We start from the raw sequence: 14,778 nt of genomic DNA, 5'->3' as shown, positions 1-14,778 counted from the left end.
CGGCAACTCGTGGCGCGGGTGAGGGCGCGGTCCGCTTGCGAGCGGCCATTCGCGGGTCGGGATTGCGGGCCGGCAAGAAAAAGGGTGGTCGAACCACCCCATTTCTCGCACCGCGATCCCGCTGTTCGGTTCTTAACGCAATCCTGCCGCGTAATCCGAAACCGCCTTGATTTCCGCATCCGTCATTTTCAATGCGATCGTCTGCATCATCAGGTTCGGATCGTTCTTGCGTACCCCGTCGCGGAAGGCCTTCAGTTGCGCTTCGGTGTATTCGGCAAACTGGCCCGCGATGCGCGGATACTGGACCGGCATGCCGGCGCCGGTCGGGCCGTGACAGCCCGAGCAGGCCGGCAGGCCTTTCGCGGCGATGCCGGCACGCCAGATATCCTGGCCCTGTTGTGCCGTCTCCGCATTCTTCGCGCTCTCGGGCTGCAGCTTCTGCGACGCGAAATAGACCGCGAGCGCCTTCATGTCCGCGTCTTCGAGCCCGGCCACCATCGCGCCCATGATCGGGTTCTCGCGCTCGGGCGGCTTGCCGTCCCACGACTTGAAGGCCCTCAGCTGCTTGTAGAGATATTCCTCGTGCTGTCCCGCGATCTTTGGATTGGCCGAAATCGGGCTGTTGCCGTCCGGACCGTGGCAGCCGGCGCACACGGTTTCAGCCGTCGTTTTCGCCTTTGCGAGATCGGGAGCCGGTTCTTGGGCCTGAAGGCCGCCGGCAACCAGCAGCAGCGGGAGCAGCAGGGAACGCTTGATCATGGTGTCCTCAGAAAGCCGTGAGCGGTCGTCACAAACGCGTTATTCTATATCAAGTACCCCGTTTTGCGCGATGCAAGGTGGGCGCGCCCCAACCCCGTTTTCGCTCTCGCCCTTGTTCTCGCCGACTCCCAGATGCCGATCTTCCGTAACGCACGCTTCGAAATTTCCATTGCAAAATCAGGGGATTTACCTCCTCCGCAGGGCGCGGAAATCGCGTTCGCCGGACGCTCCAACGCCGGGAAGTCGAGCGCCATCAATACGCTTGCCGATCATACCCGTCTGGCATTCGTGTCGAAGACGCCCGGACGCACCCAGCTGATCAATTTCTTCCGCCTCGATTGCGGTGCAGTGCTCGTCGACCTGCCGGGCTATGGCTACGCGAAAGTGCCGGAAAACATCCGCCGCCAATGGCAGGGGCTGCTCGAGCACTATCTGCGCAAACGTGAAAACCTGATCGGACTGGTGCTGATCATGGATTCGCGTCATCCGCTGACCACCCTCGACCGGCAGATGATCGACTGGTTCGTCCCCGGCGGGCGGCCGATCCACGCGCTGCTGACGAAATGCGACAAGCTGTCGCGCAACGAGGCTGCAGCCACGCTCGCCAGCGTTCGACGCGAAGTCGCGACAATCGGGCCTCAGATCAGCGTGCAGCTGTTCTCCAGCCTCAAGAAAATCGGCATGGAAGAAGTCGAGCACAAGGTGGCCGGCTGGCTCGGTCTGCCGACCGACGATCTGCCGGCAATTCCGACTGCGGCTCAGCTGCGCGCGGCAGGGAAATGACTTCGCCACAGCGCGCGGACAAACCCCCCGAGCAATAAAAAACCCCGGGCTAAAGGGGATAAAGCCCGGGGTCAAACGCCTTAACTGGATTAAGGCACCCGCTCAGGGAGGTGAAGCGGGAGATGGCTCGTCACCATCTGTACGATAAGATAAGCCTCTTTCGGCGAAGTTCCTCCGCGGTTTCGTTACCGGGTGTTTCGCCTCCACTTCACTGGACTGACCATGCGCCCTACCGGAACTTTTCCCGCGACCCGCATGCGGCGGATGCGCCGCGACGACTTTTCCCGCCGCCTGATGCGCGAATCCCGGCTTTCCACCGATGACCTGATCTATCCGGTGTTCGTGCTCGAAGGGACGGGCCTCACCGAAGCGGTGCCGTCGATGCCGGGCGTGAACCGCGTGTCGCTCGACAATCTGCTGCATGTCGCCGAAGAGGCGGTGTCGCTCGGCGTGCCGGCGCTGGCGCTGTTTCCCGTCATCGATGCCGCGGGCAAGACGCCTGGCGCCGAAGAGGCGTGGAATCCCGACGGCCTCGTGCCGCGGGTCGTGCAGGCGCTGAAGGCACGCTTTCCGGAGCTGGGCGTGATCACCGATGTCGCGCTCGATCCTTACACCAGCCACGGCCAGGACGGGCTGATCGACCCCGACGACCCGCGCGGCTATGTGCTCAACGACGAGACGCTCGAAGCGCTCGCGAAACAGGCGCTGTGCCATGCGCAGGCCGGCGCGGATGTCGTCGCGCCGTCCGACATGATGGACGGGCGCATCGCGCGCATCCGCGCCGAACTCGACCGCCACGGCCGGATCCACACCCGCATCCTCGCGTACGCGGCGAAGTACGCGTCGAGCTTCTACGGGCCGTTCCGCGATGCGGTCGGCTCGGCCGGGAGTCTCGGCAAGGGCAACAAATATACGTACCAGATGGACCCGGCGAACTCCGACGAGGCGATCCGCGAAGTCGCCCTCGACATCGCCGAAGGGGCCGACATGTTCATGGTGAAGCCCGGGATGCCGTACCTCGACATCGTCCGGCGCGTGAAGACCGAGCTGCAGGTGCCGACCTACGTCTATCAGGTCAGCGGCGAGTACGCGATGCTGAAGGCGGCGATCGCGAACGGCTGGCTGGCGGAGGAAGCGTGCGTGATGGAGGCGCTGCTGTCGTTCAAGCGCGCCGGCGCCGACGGCATCCTGACGTATTTCGCGCTCGACGCGGCGCGCTGGTTGAAAGCAGCCTGACCTTTCCGTCCGACGTCACGCGAGCCACGGCCGGGTGGCGCGGCGCAGGCGCAGGATCGAGCTGATCTTCATGTCGACGTAGGCCGGCTGCTTCAGGCCGCGCCCGACGAGCACCGTTTTCATGCCGAGCCGCTTCGCGGTGCGCAGGTTCTCGGCCGAATCCTCGACCAGCACGCAGCGCCGCGGGTCCAGGCGATGATCCTGGAGCAGGTGGCGGAATGCCTGCACGCCCGGCTTCGGGTGGAAGCGCATCTGTTCGATGCCGAACACGTCATGGAAATGACGGCGGATGCCCATCGCTCCGACGACCGCTTCGGCGTACCGCTGCGGGCCGTTCGAGAATACGATCTTGCGTCCCGGCAGTTTGCGCAGCATCGAGCGCAGCGCGCGGTCGAACACCATCAGTTTGTGCAGTTTCTCGAAGCGATGCGTCGCCTCGAGAAAATGGTGCGGGTTGGTGCCGTGGTGGCGCACGAGGCCGAGCAGCGTCGCCCCGTAACGATGCCAGTAGTGGACCCGCAGCGCGTTCGCTTCCTCCGCGCTCAGCGACAGGTGCTGCTCGAGGTACGCCGTCATGCTGCGGTTGATGTGCGGGAAGATGTGCGCGCTGGCGTTGTGCAGCGTGTTGTCGAGATCGAACAGCCACACCAGTCGAGGCGGGAGCGGAGCGGTCATCCGCGCAGCTTGCGCGGCTGGAACTGCATGACCGCGCGGCCGTCATCGGTCGTTTTCGGCTGCGCCTTCCATGCGTGCCCCTGGACGATCTCGAAAGTCGCCGGCAGGCGCCCGTCGCGGCGCAGCGCCTCGAGCGCGTCGCGCGCCGCCGCCCAGCCCGACTTGCCCGAGAGCCCGCGCGGCCGACCATGGCTTGCGTTGGCGCTGCCGGAGAGCCGCAGGTCGCGCAGCAGTTCGTCGAGGTCGGCGTATGTCAGCGTCAGCACTTCCATGTCCATGACGGGATCGGAGAAGCCGGCCGTGACGAGGGCGTCGCCAAGGTCGTGCATGTCGATGAAGCGGTGCACCCGCTCACCGTACGTATCGGGCAAGGCCGCGCGCAGCTCTTTCAGCGTGTCCGGCCCGAGCGACGAGAACATCAGCAGCCCGTCGGTCTCGAGCACGCGGTGCAGCTCGCGCAACGCCGGCAGCGGATCGGCGAGCCAGTTGAGCAGCAGGTTCGACCACACCAGCGACACGCTGGCACGGGCGAACGGGAGGGCGGACGCGTCGGCACAGACGAGCGCCGGCGGGACGTTGCGGCCGAGCGAGCGCAGCCGACCGAAGAGGCTGCGCTCGCCGCGCGCACGCTCGAGCATCGGCAGCGCGAAATCGGCGCCGATGCGCATCGCTTTCGGGTAGCGCTTGCCGAGCGCCTCGAAGTCCGCGCCGGTCCCGCAGCCGAGGTCGAGAATGCGCTTCGGTTCGATGCGGATGTAGTCGAGCCGCTCGTCCATGCGGCGCGCGACTTCGCGCGCGAGCACCGCGACCTCGTCGTAGGTCGCCGCGGCACGGCCGAAGCGCCGGACGAGGCGTTCGCGGGCGAGCGCGAAGTCGGCCGGAGCGCGCATCCGGCTCAGACGGGACGCAGGCCGAGACGCGCGAACAGCGCCTCGTCGCGGTCGGTGTCCGGATTGTCGGTCGTCAGCAGGCGGTCGCCGTAGAAGATCGAGTTCGCGCCGGCCATGAAGCACAGCGCCTGCAGCTCGTCGCTCATCTGCTCGCGCCCGGCCGACAGGCGCACGAAGCTCGTCGGCATCATGATGCGCGCGGCGGCGATCGTGCGGACGAATTCGAACGGATCGATCTTGTCGACGTTTTCGAGCGGCGTGCCGGGCACCGGCACGAGATTGTTGATCGGCACCGATTCGGGTGGCGAGGCCATGTTCGCGAGCTGCACCAGCAGGCCGGCCCGGCTGCGCCGCCCTTCACCCATGCCGACGATGCCGCCGGAACAGACGTTGATGCCTGCGCCGCGCACCTGTTCGAGTGTGTCGAGGCGGTCGGCCAGAGTGTGCGTCGTGATGACCTGGCCGTAGAACTCCGGCGCGGTGTCGAGGTTGTGGTTGTAGTAGTCAAGGCCGGCTTCCTTGAGCTGCAGCGCCTGGTCGCCTTTGAGCATGCCGAGCGTCACGCAGGTCTCGAGGCCGAGCGCCTTGACTTCGCGCACCATCGCCAGCACCGTCTCCATGTCCTTGTCCTTGGGCCCGCGCCACGCCGCACCCATGCAGAAGCGCGACGCGCCCTTCGCTTTCGCCGCTTTCGCATGCTCGACGACTTCGGCCACTTTCAGCAGCTGTTCACGGTCCAGGCCGGTCTTGTGGCGCGTCGATTGCGAGCAGTAGCCGCAGTCTTCCGAGCAGCCGCCGGTCTTGATCGACAGCAGCGTCGAGCGTTGCACCGCGTTCGCGTCGAAATGCGCGCGGTGCACCTGCTGCGCGCGAAAGAGCAGGTCCATGAAAGGCTGTTCGAACAGCTCGACGGCTTCGGCCACGGTCCACGGGGCGCGGGGTACGGCCGGGTCGGCCTGGCGTTCGGCAGCGGGCGCTGAAGTCATTGTCATGAAAGCGGTTCCGGGATGTAATGCGAAGCCTCGCATGTTCCTTCATTGGCGGAAATCTTGTCAAACCTGCTCAAGGGGGTGCGCCTTCGGGTGCGCCGGATCGCGGACCTGCTGATGCCGCAGGACTGCTTCGTGTGCGGTTCGATGTCGGGCGCAGCCGCGCTGTGCAGCGCCTGCCGGAACGATCTGCCGCGCCAGCCGGCGTCCTGCCCGGTATGTGCGGTTCCGACTGGCGACGGTGCGACGTGCGGGCGCTGCCTGCGCAATCCGCCGGCGTTCGATGCGAGCCGCGCCGCGTTTGCTTACGCTTTTCCCGTCGACCGGATCGTGCAGGGGCTCAAATACCGCCACCGCCTGGCGTTGGCGAATTTTTTCGCCGAAGCGCTGTTGCCGCTCGGCCCGCCCCGGCCGGCTGCGGTCCTGCTGCCGATGCCGCTGCATGTGAGTCGCCTGCGCCAGCGCGGCTTCAACCAGGCCGTCGAGATCGCCCGTCCGCTCGGACGCGCGTGGGGCTTGCCGCTCGAGCTCGCGGCGGTCGGGCGGGCGCTGAACACCGCGCCGCAGGTGTCCTTGCCGTGGAAGGAGCGAAGCGTCAATATGCGGGGCGCGTTCCGTTGTGAGGCATCGTTTGCCGGCCGCACGGTGATCGTCGTCGATGACGTCATGACGACTGGCGCGACGCTCGACGAGCTCGCCCGCACGCTCAAGATGCACGGCGCCGCACGCGTCGAAAACCTCGTCGTCGCCCGCACACCTTCCCCCGAGTGACATGCCCGATATCGTTCTCTTCCAGCCCGAAATCCCGCCGAACACCGGCAACACGATCCGGCTCGCGGCCAACACCGGCGCGCGGCTGCATCTCGTGCGCCCGCTCGGCTTCGATCTCTCCGACCGGCAACTCGCGCGCGCCGGCCTCGATTACCACGACCTGACGACGGTCACCGTCCATGATGACTGGAACGCGTGCCTGTCCGCACTCGCCGGGCGCCGCATGTTCGCGCTGAGCACCAGGGGTCGGATCCGCTACGACCTGGTCGACTACCGTACCGACGATGTACTGCTTTTCGGACGCGAAACCAGCGGGCTGCCGGCCGAAGTTCTCGATTCAGTACCGGACATGCAGACGCTGCGCATCCCGATGTGTCCGGCCAACCGCAGCGTGAATCTGTCGAACGCCGTCGCGGTCGTCGTTTTCGAGGCGTGGCGCCAACTGGGATTTGCCGGCGCGACGTGAGCCCGGGCACCTCTGCCCGGCGGGATGCGACGACGGGAGCGGAGCAAAGCGGCGCGGTGCTGCCGCAACCGGCGCAAACGCGGGGGAACGCGTCACTCGTGCCGTGGCTCGCGCGACAGCAGTTGCTCGACGACTTCGCGCGGGCCGAGTCGCGCATCGTGGAGCAGCGTGTCGACGGCTTCGCACAGCGGCATCTGGACGCCGTGGCGGGCAGCGAGCTTGACGACTTCGCGCGCGGTGGACACGCCTTCGGCGACATGGCCGAGTTCGCCGAGGATCTCGGCGAGGGTCTTGCCCTGGGCGAGTGCGAGCCCGACGCGCCGGTTGCGCGACAGGTCGCCGGTGCAGGTCAGGATCAGGTCCCCCATGCCGGCGAGGCCCATCAGGGTCTCGGGGCGTCCGCCGAGGGCTTCGGCGAGCCGCGCGATTTCAGCCAATCCGCGGGTGATCAGCGCCGCGCGCGCGTTGAGGCCGAACCCCATGCCATCGGACACACCTGCGGCGATCGCGAGCACGTTCTTGACCGCACCGCCGATCTCGGCGCCGACGAGGTCGGAGTTCGCGTAAATGCGCAGCCGCGGCTGGTGCAGCACAGGAACCCAGCGACTGGCGAAAGCCGGGTCGGCCGCGGCCAGCGTCACCGCAGTCGGCATTCCGCGAGCGACTTCGGCGGCGAAACTGGGGCCGGTCAATACGCCGCACCGGGCTGCGGGCCCGAGTTCTTCGGCGACGATTTCATGCGGCAGCTTGCCGCTCCCCGATTCGAGACCTTTGCATGCCCAGATCAACGGCGTGCCGGGCTGCAGCGTGCTGAGTTCGCCGACCGCGGCGCGAAGCCCGGCGAGCGGCGTGACGACGAGGTGCAGGTCGGCGGCGCGGGCGGCCGCGGCGAAGTCGGCCGTCAGGGCCAGTTCTTCGGGAAGGGGCACCCCAGGCAGGTAACGCTCGTTGTGCCGCGTCGTCGCGAGCGTGTCGATGTGGCCTGCGTTGCGGCCCCACAGGATGACGTCGTGGCGCGGGCTGAATGCGAGCGCCAACGCGGTGCCCCAGGCACCGGCGCCGAACACGGCGATGCGCGTCCGCGTCAAAGCCCCCACACCTCGCTGATCTTGAGGTGGCCCTGCGTGCCGTCCTTGTGGCGGACCTGGATCCAGCCATCGCCCGATTGCGCGACGAATTCGAGGACCGCATCCTTGACGGTCTCGAACGCCGCCGGCGCATCGTCCGCGGCCCGCTGGCGCACCACGACCCGCGGCACGGAGACCATCACGGTGCGCTTTTCCGACAACGCCCGCCGTTCGATCCACGTCAGCGCTCCGCCCGCATCGCGCACCTTGACCCACTTGTCGAGGGTCACGACGACTTCGACCGGAGTGCCCGGCGCGACGATGTACAGGCGCTTGCCTTTCTCGGAAGGCGCGTCGAAGAGCACGGCGGGTTCGCCGACCGAACGGAATTCGATCGCCTCGGCGGCGCCGACCGGCAGGGCCAGCGCGGCGGCGAGGGACAGCGAGAAGCGGAGGTTCGGGTGCATTCGTCTCACTGGATCGGCAGTTCGCCAGCCTGCGCGGCTGCCGCGCCCTGCTGTTGCTGGGCCTGGTACAGCGATTCGAAGTTCACCGGCGCAAGCACTACCGGCTGGAAACCGGCACGGGTGATCGCATCCGACACCGACTCGCGCGCATACGGGAAAAGGATGTTGGGGCAGCCGATCATCATCACCGCTTCGAGATCGCCTTCCGGAATGTTGCGGATCTGGAAAATGCCCGCCTGCGCAACTTCGACGAGAAACACTGTCCGGTCTTCCGCCAGTTTCGACGATACGGTCACCGTCAGCGTGACTTCGAAAACACCTTCATCGACGTTGCTGGCCTCGGTGCGCAGTTGCACGTTGATCTGCGGGTTCTCGCGCTCGAGGAAAATCTTCGGCGCGTTGGGCACTTCGAGCGAGAGATCCTTGACGTAGAGTTTTTCGATCGAGAAGACGGGTTGTGCGGCTTGTGCGTTTTCGGTCATGGAAAGGCCTGGAAAAAGGAAGTGGATCGGGTGAATGGGGAGGATGCGAAGTGACCCGGCTCGCGGCGGCGCGCGCCTCAACGCGGCGTCGCGCCCGGATCAGGATGTTCAGGGCGCGGCCAGCAGCGGGTCGAGCTTGCCGGCGTGGTCGAGATCGAACAGGTCGTCGCAGCCGCCGACATGCTGGTCGCCGATGAAGATCTGCGGCACCGTCCGGCGCCCGGTCAGCTTGATCATCTCGTCGCGCAGCGCCGGATCCTGGTCGACGCGGATCTTCTCGATGTCGGTCACGCCTTTGCGCTTGAGGAGCTGTTCCGCACGCACGCAGTAAGGGCACACGTTCGTGGCATACATTCTGATTTTTGCCATGTTCATTTCCTCTTGCGGCTGACCGGCTGTCCGGCTTTTTCCCATTCGACGAGGCCGCCCCGCAGGTTGAAGAGTTTCTCGAATCCCGCTTTCCTCAGCGTCGCGATCGCCGCCGCCGAGCGAGCACCGGTGAAACAATAAACGATTAGCGGGCGATCCTTGAACTTCGCGAGCTCCGCGCTGCGCCGTTCGAGGTCGCCCTGCGGAACGTGCCGCGCGTTCGGGATATGACCGCGGGCGTATTCGGCCTGGTCGCGAATGTCGATGACGATCGCCTCTTCGCGGTTGATCAGCAGGGTCGCCTCGATCGGAGATACCTGGCTCTTGTCGCCTTGCGCGCGCGCGAAGTCGAACAGCAGCCAGCTGCCGCTTGCTACCGCGAGCGCAGCCCAGTACCAGTTTTGCTGGAGGAATTCCACGAAATCTTGCTCCGTTCTAAGGGTTCGATGCGAAGGGTGACAATTGGGATGACAATCGAGATGGCAGCCGGGACGCCAGCCGCGGACTGCCGGCTCACATCCTGTCGCGGGCGACGCCGCAGAACACTTCGCGCATCAGCACGATCAGCTGCAGCGTCCGCTGGTCGCAGACTCGGTAATAGACGCGATTGGCATCCTTGCGGGTTTGCAGCACTCCCTTGTCCCGGAGGATCGCGAGATGCTGGGAGATGTTGCTCTGCGACGTGCCGACCGCCTCGACGATTTCCTGGACGCAGATTTCGCTCTCGCCGAGCACGCACAGGATCTTCAGCCGCAGCGGGTGTGCAATCGCCTTGAGCGCACGAGCGGCAGTCTCGATGTGTTCGTGCTTGTCGATCAGGTCGATGATGGCGTTGTTGTCCACGGTGGGCGTGAAGTGCAGATCAGACGACTAGTATAAAATACCGCGGCTCGATTAAGGGCGAGTCCGGTGTCTTTGTGTTGCGCCGGGCGCTCCGGTCTCGTTCCGTCGTCCGATGTCAGCTTCACAATTTCAACCACTTTTTCCCGAGCGTTCATGTACAAAATCGTTCTGCTTCGCCATGGCGAGTCTACCTGGAACAAGGACAACCGCTTTACCGGCTGGACCGACGTCGATCTCACCGAGAAGGGCGTCGAAGAGGCGCGGGTTGCCGGCCAGCTGCTGCAACGCGAAGGCTACACCTTCGACCTGGCCTATACGTCGGTGCTCAAGCGTGCCAACAAGACGCTGAACATCGTCCTCGAGGAACTCGACTCGCTGTGGCTGCCGGTGGAGCATTCGTGGCGTCTGAACGAGCGGCATTACGGCGACTTGCAGGGGCTCAACAAGGCCGAGACCGCGGCGAAATTCGGCGACGACCAGGTGCTCGTCTGGCGCCGTTCCTATGACACGCCGCCGCCGCCGCTGCCGGAAGGCGACGAACGGCTCACCAGCGGCGATCCGCGCTATGCTTCGCTGCCGCGCGCGCAATTTCCGCGCACCGAATGCCTCAAGGACACCGTTGCGCGCTTCGTGCCGTACTGGGAGACGGTAATCGTGCCGAATATCCTCGCCGGTCGCCGCATCCTGATCGCGGCCCACGGCAACAGCCTGCGCGCGCTGATCAAGTATCTCGACAACATCTCCGACAGCGAGATCGTCGGCCTCAACATCCCGACCGCTCAGCCGCTCGTCTATGAGCTGGACGCGAACCTGCGCCCGATCAGGAGCTACTACCTCGCGGATGCCGACACGATCCGCGCGGCCGAGGCGGCGGTGGCGGGGCAGGGCAAGGCGAAGGGTTGAAAGCCGCCCGAGAATGATCGTCCTGCCCGGGTTGCGCTCCGTTGTCCCTGCGCTGGCGGTGGCGCTCCTGCTCGGCCCCCCTGCGGCGTGGGCGGGCGAGCCGGCCGAAGTCGTGCAGAAGCGTTCCGACCTCGAAGAGGTGAAACGCCGTATCGCGGATCTGCGCAAGGAGATTGCCGATACCGAGGAAACCCGCTCGGGCGCTGCCGGCGAACTCGCCGCGGCGGAACGGGCGGTTTCGCAGGCGCGGCGACAGCTGAACGCCCTGGCCGCAGAGCGGGCGACGACCGAGAAATCGGTGGCGATCCTCGAGGCCGAGCAGGAAGCAGTGGAAGCCCGGATCGCGGGACGGCAGACCGAACTGGGCGAGTGGCTGCGCCGGCACTATGTCCATGGCGCGGGCGGCGGCGTCGCACCGTTCCTGGCGAACCGCGACGCGAATCAGTTCGCCCGCGACGCTCATTATCTCGAACACCTCGGCAGGGCCCGCCTCGCGCTGATCGAGTCGCTGCGCGGGGATCTGCGGCAGAAAGCCGAGCTCGGCGAGTCGATTGCCGGCCGGCGCGACCGGCTCGTGGCGCTCGAAGTGCAACAGCGCAGCCAGCATGCCGCGCTCGAATCGATGCAGGCCAGGCGCAAGCAGGCCCTCGAAGGGATCTCCCGGCAGCTGCTCAGCCAGCGCAAGGAAGAGGAGACGCTGCGCCAGGATCAGCAGCGGCTCGGTCGCCTGGTGGAAGTCCTCGCCCGGCGGGCGGCCGAACGGGAAGCCGCGCGTGCCGCAGCCGCTGCCGCCGCGCGCGAAGCTGCGGCCCGCGCGGCGGCCAGGGCGGCAGCGGAAAAACGGGCGGACGCGGCACGGTCAACGCCGCGCTCGCGCTCGGAAGCGGTCGTCGGCGAAGTCCGGCAGGCCGCGGAGGCGACTCCGACGGGCGTGAGCTTTGCGCAGTTGCGCGGCAAGATGCGATTTCCGGTCCGTGGCGAACTGGTTGGACGTTTCGGTGCTCCAAGGGCGGAAGGTGGCACGACGTGGCGAGGCGTTTTCATACGCGCCTCGGGCGGTGCGGAGGTGCGGGCAGTGGCAGCGGGGGAGATCGTGTTCTCGGACTGGCTGCGCGGCTACGGCAACCTCATCATCGTCGATCACGGCAGTGACTATCTGTCGATATACGGCAACAACGACGCCTTGCTGAAGGAGCTCGGCGACGTGATTGCCGGGGGGGATCCGATCGCCAGCGTTGGGGCGAGCGGAGGCGCCTCCGAATCGGGTTTATACTTTGAGATCCGCTACCGCGGACAGCCGGTCGATCCCCTGCAGTGGGTGCGGCTCAATTAGCTTTTCCGGGGTTCCCGGCGTTTTTTCCTCGATGGAGTAGTCATGCGTAACAAGCTTCAGAAAGCGGGTTTGATCATGACCGGCGTGTTCGCCGGGGTGCTGATCAGTCTCAATTTCCCCGCCAGTGCCGACAAAGTTTCAGCCGCCCCGCTGCCGGTCGAGGAGCTGCGCGCATTTGCCGACGTGTTCAACGCGATCAAGCAAGGCTACGTCGAACCGGTCGAGGACAAGAAACTGATCAACCACGCGATCAGCGGCATGCTGAGCGGGCTCGACCCTCACTCCGCGTACCTCGACGTCGAAGCGTACAAGGAGCTGCAGGTCGGCACCCACGGCGAGTTCGGCGGGCTGGGCATCGAAGTGGGCATGGAAGACGGCTTCGTCAAGGTCATTTCACCGATCGAGGACACTCCCGCGTTCCGCTCGGGCGTCAAGGCCGGCGACCTGATCGTCAAGCTCGACGAAACCCCAGTCAAGGGCATGACGCTCAGCGACGCGGTCAAGCGCATGCGCGGCAAGCCGAAGACCGACATCACGCTGACCATCGTGCGCAAGGGCGAAGATCGCCCGGTGGTGGTGACGCTGACGCGCGAAGTGATCAAGGTGCAAAGCGTCAAGTCGAAGATGGTCGAGCCGGGCTATGGTTACCTGCGCGTCGCGCAGTTCCAGGAAAACACCTCGCAAGCCGTCGCCGAACACCTTGCGAAGCTCGCCAAGGAAGGCGACATGAAAGGCCTGGTGCTCGACCTGCGCAACGATCCGGGCGGCCTGCTGCATGGTGCTGTCGGCGTCGCTTCGGCGTTCTTGCCGGCGGATGCGCTGGTGGTGTCGACGGACGGGCGGACCGATGACGCGAAACGTGAATATCGTGCGCGGGCGGACGACTACTTGCGCGGCAGCCGTGAGGATTTCCTCAAGGATCTGCCGGAGGGCGCGCGCACACTCCCGATGGTCGTGCTCGTTAATGCCGGCTCCGCCTCGGCTTCCGAAATCGTCGCTGGCGCATTGCAGGACCACCGCCGCGCGGTCGTGATGGGAACGCAGACGTTCGGCAAGGGCTCGGTCCAGACGATCCTGCCGCTCAACAGCAACACCGCGATCAAGCTGACGACGGCCCGTTACTACACGCCGAGCGGCCGCTCGATTCAGGCGAAAGGCATCGAGCCGGACATCATCGTCGAGGAAACGGCCAATGGCTCGTCGCGGCGCCTGCGCGAAGCCGACCTGGAGCGCCACCTCGGCAATGACCGCAGTCCCGAGGCGGAGCCGAAGAAGGCCGACGAGCCGAAGGCGGGCGACCCGCCGGCTGTCGACGACGAGGCCGAGGTGCTGCCGCGTCCGGAACTCGCGAGCAAGGACGACTACCAACTGAACCAGGCGCTCAACCTTCTCAAGGGCCTGCAGATCGTCCAGAATAAGAAGGAATAAAAGCGCGATAAGGAGACGTGATGCGTCGGGAGACTGCCTACAAGCTTGCCGGCAGGCATCATGACCACCCGGTTGTCGGAGCCGGGCTGGAGAAGCAGCGGGAGATCCGTTTCGCATCGCTGCCGCCCGGCCAGGTCGGCCAGGCGATGCGCTCGCTGCAGACGTTCAAGGGGTTGCGGGTATCGACGGGGGAACATCCGCTGTCGCTGATCGTCTCGTATTCGGTGCTCGAGTTTTCGCTCGAAATGGTCGAGAGCGCGTTGTCCGAGGCGGGGTTCCACCTCGATAACGGGCTTTACTCGCGGCTGCTGCGGACTTTCGTTTATTTTTGCGAGGAAACGCAGCGGCACAATCTCGGCTCGCCCGAGCGGCTGATCAAGCAATCCAACGAAGTCTATGTGACGGCGTACGACCATCACCTCCACGGCGATCACGACGATACGCCGGTGGAATTCCGCGAATACAAGTAGGCCGGGTTTCCGGGGTTCTTTCCCCCGGGCCTTTTCCTTTTCCATGCCGGCGTTGCCGCCTCACCCGGGTTTTTCTCTCCGATGAATGACGACCAGCTTTTGCGCTACAGCCGGCATATCCTGCTGCCCGAAATCGGCGTCGAGGGACAGGAGGCGATTCTCGCGTCGCGAGTGCTGGTGATCGGGGCCGGCGGGCTCGGCTCGCCGGCAGCGATGTATCTCGCGGCGGCCGGCGTCGGAACGGTCGTGCTGTGCGACGGGGACACCGTCGATCTGACGAACCTGCAGCGCCAGATCCTGCACAGCGCCGAAGGGGTCGGGCGCCTGAAAGTAGAGTCGGGGCGCGATACGCTGCTCCGGCTCAACCCGCAGGCGCGGATCGAGCCGCTCGCGATGCGCCTCGACGGAGCGGCGCTCGACGAGCAGGTCGCTGCGGCGGACCTGGTGCTGGACTGTTCGGACAATTTCGCGACGCGTCACGCGATCAATCGTGCCTGCGTCCGCTTTCGCAAGCCGCTCGTCTCGGGCGCGGCGATCCGCTTCGACGGGCAGGTTTCGGTCTTTGACCTGCGCCGCGCCGACAGCCCCTGCTATCACTGCCTGTTTCCCGAAGGCCAGGAGGTCGATGAAGTGCGCTGCGCGGTAATGGGTGTGTTCGCGCCGCTCACCGGCATCATCGGGGCGACGCAAGCAGCCGAGGCGCTGAAGCTTCTGATCGGCTGCGGCACTTCGCTCGACGGCCGCCTGCTGCTGCTCGACGGTCTCGCAATGGAATGGCGCAGCGTCCTGCTCGGTCGCGATCCGGCCTGCGAAGTGTGTGCCGGCCGGGACGACTAGGTTTTCGGGT

General features: G+C 65.9%; 19 protein-coding genes. 9 read left to right on the top strand and 10 right to left on the bottom strand.

What is annotated here, in order from left to right; all coding sequences use genetic code 11:
• Positions 1-132: 132 nt before the first annotated feature.
• On the bottom strand, positions 133-759 hold the full coding sequence (locus tag PA01_03970; protein ID KON80892.1) for a cytochrome c4: 627 nt from the start codon (positions 757-759) through the stop codon (positions 133-135).
• A 132-nt stretch (positions 760-891) separates the two neighbouring features.
• On the opposite strand from PA01_03970, the gene yihA reads away from it, so the two are divergent.
• A complete protein-coding gene (gene yihA / locus PA01_03965; protein ID KON80891.1) occupies positions 892-1,542 on the top strand; it encodes a ribosome biogenesis GTP-binding protein YihA/YsxC in 651 nt (216 codons plus the stop codon).
• Between the two features lie 222 nt (positions 1,543-1,764).
• Entirely contained in the window at positions 1,765-2,778 is a 1,014-nt protein-coding gene (gene hemB / locus PA01_03960) for a porphobilinogen synthase (protein ID KON80890.1), read from the top strand.
• A gap of 15 nt (positions 2,779-2,793) precedes the next feature.
• Here the strand turns inward: hemB and PA01_03955 are convergent, their stop codons facing one another.
• From PA01_03955 to bioB, 3 genes are read right to left on the bottom strand one after another with little or no spacing between them, the layout of a single operon-like run.
• Positions 2,794-3,453, bottom strand: a complete 660-nt coding sequence (locus PA01_03955; protein KON80889.1) for a pyrimidine 5'-nucleotidase — start codon at positions 3,451-3,453, stop codon at positions 2,794-2,796.
• Positions 3,450-4,343, bottom strand: coding sequence for a malonyl-ACP O-methyltransferase BioC (gene bioC / locus PA01_03950; protein KON82288.2), 894 nt, complete (start codon positions 4,341-4,343; stop codon positions 3,450-3,452). Before bioC ends, PA01_03955 begins: the two co-directional genes overlap by 4 nt.
• A gap of 5 nt (positions 4,344-4,348) precedes the next feature.
• The gene (gene bioB / locus PA01_03945; protein KON80888.1) at positions 4,349-5,335 is read right to left on the bottom strand and encodes a biotin synthase BioB; all 987 of its coding nucleotides are present in this window, start codon (positions 5,333-5,335) and stop codon (positions 4,349-4,351) included.
• 57 nt (positions 5,336-5,392) lie between these two features.
• Between bioB and PA01_03940 the strand changes: the two genes are divergently transcribed.
• Both PA01_03940 and PA01_03935 read left to right on the top strand, forming a co-directional pair.
• On the top strand, positions 5,393-6,103 hold the full coding sequence (locus PA01_03940; GenBank protein KON82287.1) for a ComF family protein: 711 nt from the start codon (positions 5,393-5,395) through the stop codon (positions 6,101-6,103).
• Between the two features lies 1 nt (position 6,104).
• Positions 6,105-6,569: a tRNA (cytidine(34)-2'-O)-methyltransferase gene (locus PA01_03935; GenBank protein ID KON80887.1), complete on the top strand. Its 465-nt coding sequence runs from the start codon at positions 6,105-6,107 to the stop codon at positions 6,567-6,569.
• 92 nt (positions 6,570-6,661) lie between these two features.
• Here PA01_03935 and PA01_03930 read toward each other — a convergent pair whose 3' ends face one another.
• From PA01_03930 to PA01_03905, 6 genes are all read right to left on the bottom strand, one after another.
• Complete coding sequence (locus tag PA01_03930) at positions 6,662-7,657, bottom strand: NAD(P)-dependent glycerol-3-phosphate dehydrogenase (protein KON80886.1); 996 nt, start codon at positions 7,655-7,657, stop codon at positions 6,662-6,664.
• Positions 7,654-8,103: an SH3 domain-containing protein gene (locus PA01_03925; GenBank protein ID KON80885.1), complete on the bottom strand. Its 450-nt coding sequence runs from the start codon at positions 8,101-8,103 to the stop codon at positions 7,654-7,656. The genes PA01_03930 and PA01_03925 overlap by 4 nt, the downstream gene beginning before the upstream one ends.
• Before the next feature lie 5 nt (positions 8,104-8,108).
• Positions 8,109-8,585, bottom strand: a complete 477-nt coding sequence (gene secB, locus PA01_03920; GenBank protein ID KON80884.1) for a protein-export chaperone SecB — start codon at positions 8,583-8,585, stop codon at positions 8,109-8,111.
• Positions 8,586-8,693: 108 nt separating this feature from the next.
• Positions 8,694-8,960 (bottom strand): glutaredoxin 3, encoded by a 267-nt coding sequence (grxC, locus tag PA01_03915; protein ID KON80883.2) that lies wholly within the window; start codon positions 8,958-8,960, stop codon positions 8,694-8,696.
• The gene (locus PA01_03910; protein ID KON80882.1) at positions 8,957-9,373 is read right to left on the bottom strand and encodes a rhodanese-like domain-containing protein; all 417 of its coding nucleotides are present in this window, start codon (positions 9,371-9,373) and stop codon (positions 8,957-8,959) included. Before PA01_03910 ends, grxC begins: the two co-directional genes overlap by 4 nt.
• Before the next feature lie 94 nt (positions 9,374-9,467).
• Entirely contained in the window at positions 9,468-9,797 is a 330-nt protein-coding gene (locus PA01_03905) for a metalloregulator ArsR/SmtB family transcription factor (protein KON80881.1), read from the bottom strand.
• Positions 9,798-9,950: 153 nt separating this feature from the next.
• Here PA01_03905 and gpmA point away from each other — a divergent pair, with 153 nt between their 5' ends.
• The 5 genes from gpmA (at position 9,951) to moeB (ending at position 14,768) form a co-directional block, all read left to right on the top strand.
• Complete coding sequence (gene gpmA, locus PA01_03900; protein KON80880.1) at positions 9,951-10,700, top strand: 2,3-diphosphoglycerate-dependent phosphoglycerate mutase; 750 nt, start codon at positions 9,951-9,953, stop codon at positions 10,698-10,700.
• A gap of 13 nt (positions 10,701-10,713) precedes the next feature.
• A complete protein-coding gene (locus PA01_03895; protein ID KON80879.1) occupies positions 10,714-12,033 on the top strand; it encodes a peptidoglycan DD-metalloendopeptidase family protein in 1,320 nt (439 codons plus the stop codon).
• A gap of 42 nt (positions 12,034-12,075) precedes the next feature.
• Positions 12,076-13,461 carry a S41 family peptidase gene (locus PA01_03890; GenBank protein ID KON80878.1) on the top strand — a complete coding sequence of 462 codons (1,386 nt, stop codon included), beginning with the start codon at positions 12,076-12,078 and terminating at the stop codon, positions 13,459-13,461.
• A 20-nt stretch (positions 13,462-13,481) separates the two neighbouring features.
• Positions 13,482-13,931 (top strand): hypothetical protein, encoded by a 450-nt coding sequence (locus tag PA01_03885; GenBank protein KON80877.1) that lies wholly within the window; start codon positions 13,482-13,484, stop codon positions 13,929-13,931.
• Between the two features lie 81 nt (positions 13,932-14,012).
• Positions 14,013-14,768 carry a molybdopterin-synthase adenylyltransferase MoeB gene (gene moeB / locus PA01_03880; protein ID KON80876.1) on the top strand — a complete coding sequence of 252 codons (756 nt, stop codon included), beginning with the start codon at positions 14,013-14,015 and terminating at the stop codon, positions 14,766-14,768.
• Positions 14,769-14,778: the final 10 nt, after the last annotated feature.

It is taken from the genome of Azoarcus sp. PA01 (assembly GCA_001274695.2).
Classification (GTDB): domain Bacteria; phylum Pseudomonadota; class Gammaproteobacteria; order Burkholderiales; family Rhodocyclaceae; genus Aromatoleum.
This window is presented reverse-complemented; position numbering and strand designations above follow the sequence as displayed.

Excerpts from the sequence above, each read along its gene's own strand:
- grxC (KON80883.2), bottom strand. The coding sequence starts at position 8,960 with ATGAACATGGCAAAAATCAGAATGTATGCCACGAACGTGTGCCCTTAC.
- secB (KON80884.1), bottom strand. The coding sequence starts at position 8,585 with ATGACCGAAAACGCACAAGCCGCACAACCCGTCTTCTCGATCGAAAAA.
- bioB (KON80888.1), bottom strand. The coding sequence starts at position 5,335 with ATGACAATGACTTCAGCGCCCGCTGCCGAACGCCAGGCCGACCCGGCC.
- hemB (KON80890.1), top strand. The coding sequence starts at position 1,765 with ATGCGCCCTACCGGAACTTTTCCCGCGACCCGCATGCGGCGGATGCGC.
- PA01_03935 (KON80887.1), top strand. The coding sequence starts at position 6,105 with ATGCCCGATATCGTTCTCTTCCAGCCCGAAATCCCGCCGAACACCGGC.
- PA01_03890 (KON80878.1), top strand. The coding sequence starts at position 12,076 with ATGCGTAACAAGCTTCAGAAAGCGGGTTTGATCATGACCGGCGTGTTC.
- PA01_03895 (KON80879.1), top strand. The coding sequence starts at position 10,714 with ATGATCGTCCTGCCCGGGTTGCGCTCCGTTGTCCCTGCGCTGGCGGTG.
- gpmA (KON80880.1), top strand. The coding sequence starts at position 9,951 with ATGTACAAAATCGTTCTGCTTCGCCATGGCGAGTCTACCTGGAACAAG.
- PA01_03970 (KON80892.1), bottom strand. The coding sequence starts at position 759 with ATGATCAAGCGTTCCCTGCTGCTCCCGCTGCTGCTGGTTGCCGGCGGC.
- PA01_03925 (KON80885.1), bottom strand. The coding sequence starts at position 8,103 with ATGCACCCGAACCTCCGCTTCTCGCTGTCCCTCGCCGCCGCGCTGGCC.
- yihA (KON80891.1), top strand. The coding sequence starts at position 892 with ATGCCGATCTTCCGTAACGCACGCTTCGAAATTTCCATTGCAAAATCA.
- bioC (KON82288.2), bottom strand. The coding sequence starts at position 4,343 with ATGCGCGCTCCGGCCGACTTCGCGCTCGCCCGCGAACGCCTCGTCCGG.
- PA01_03955 (KON80889.1), bottom strand. The coding sequence starts at position 3,453 with ATGACCGCTCCGCTCCCGCCTCGACTGGTGTGGCTGTTCGATCTCGAC.
- moeB (KON80876.1), top strand. The coding sequence starts at position 14,013 with ATGAATGACGACCAGCTTTTGCGCTACAGCCGGCATATCCTGCTGCCC.
- PA01_03885 (KON80877.1), top strand. The coding sequence starts at position 13,482 with ATGCGTCGGGAGACTGCCTACAAGCTTGCCGGCAGGCATCATGACCAC.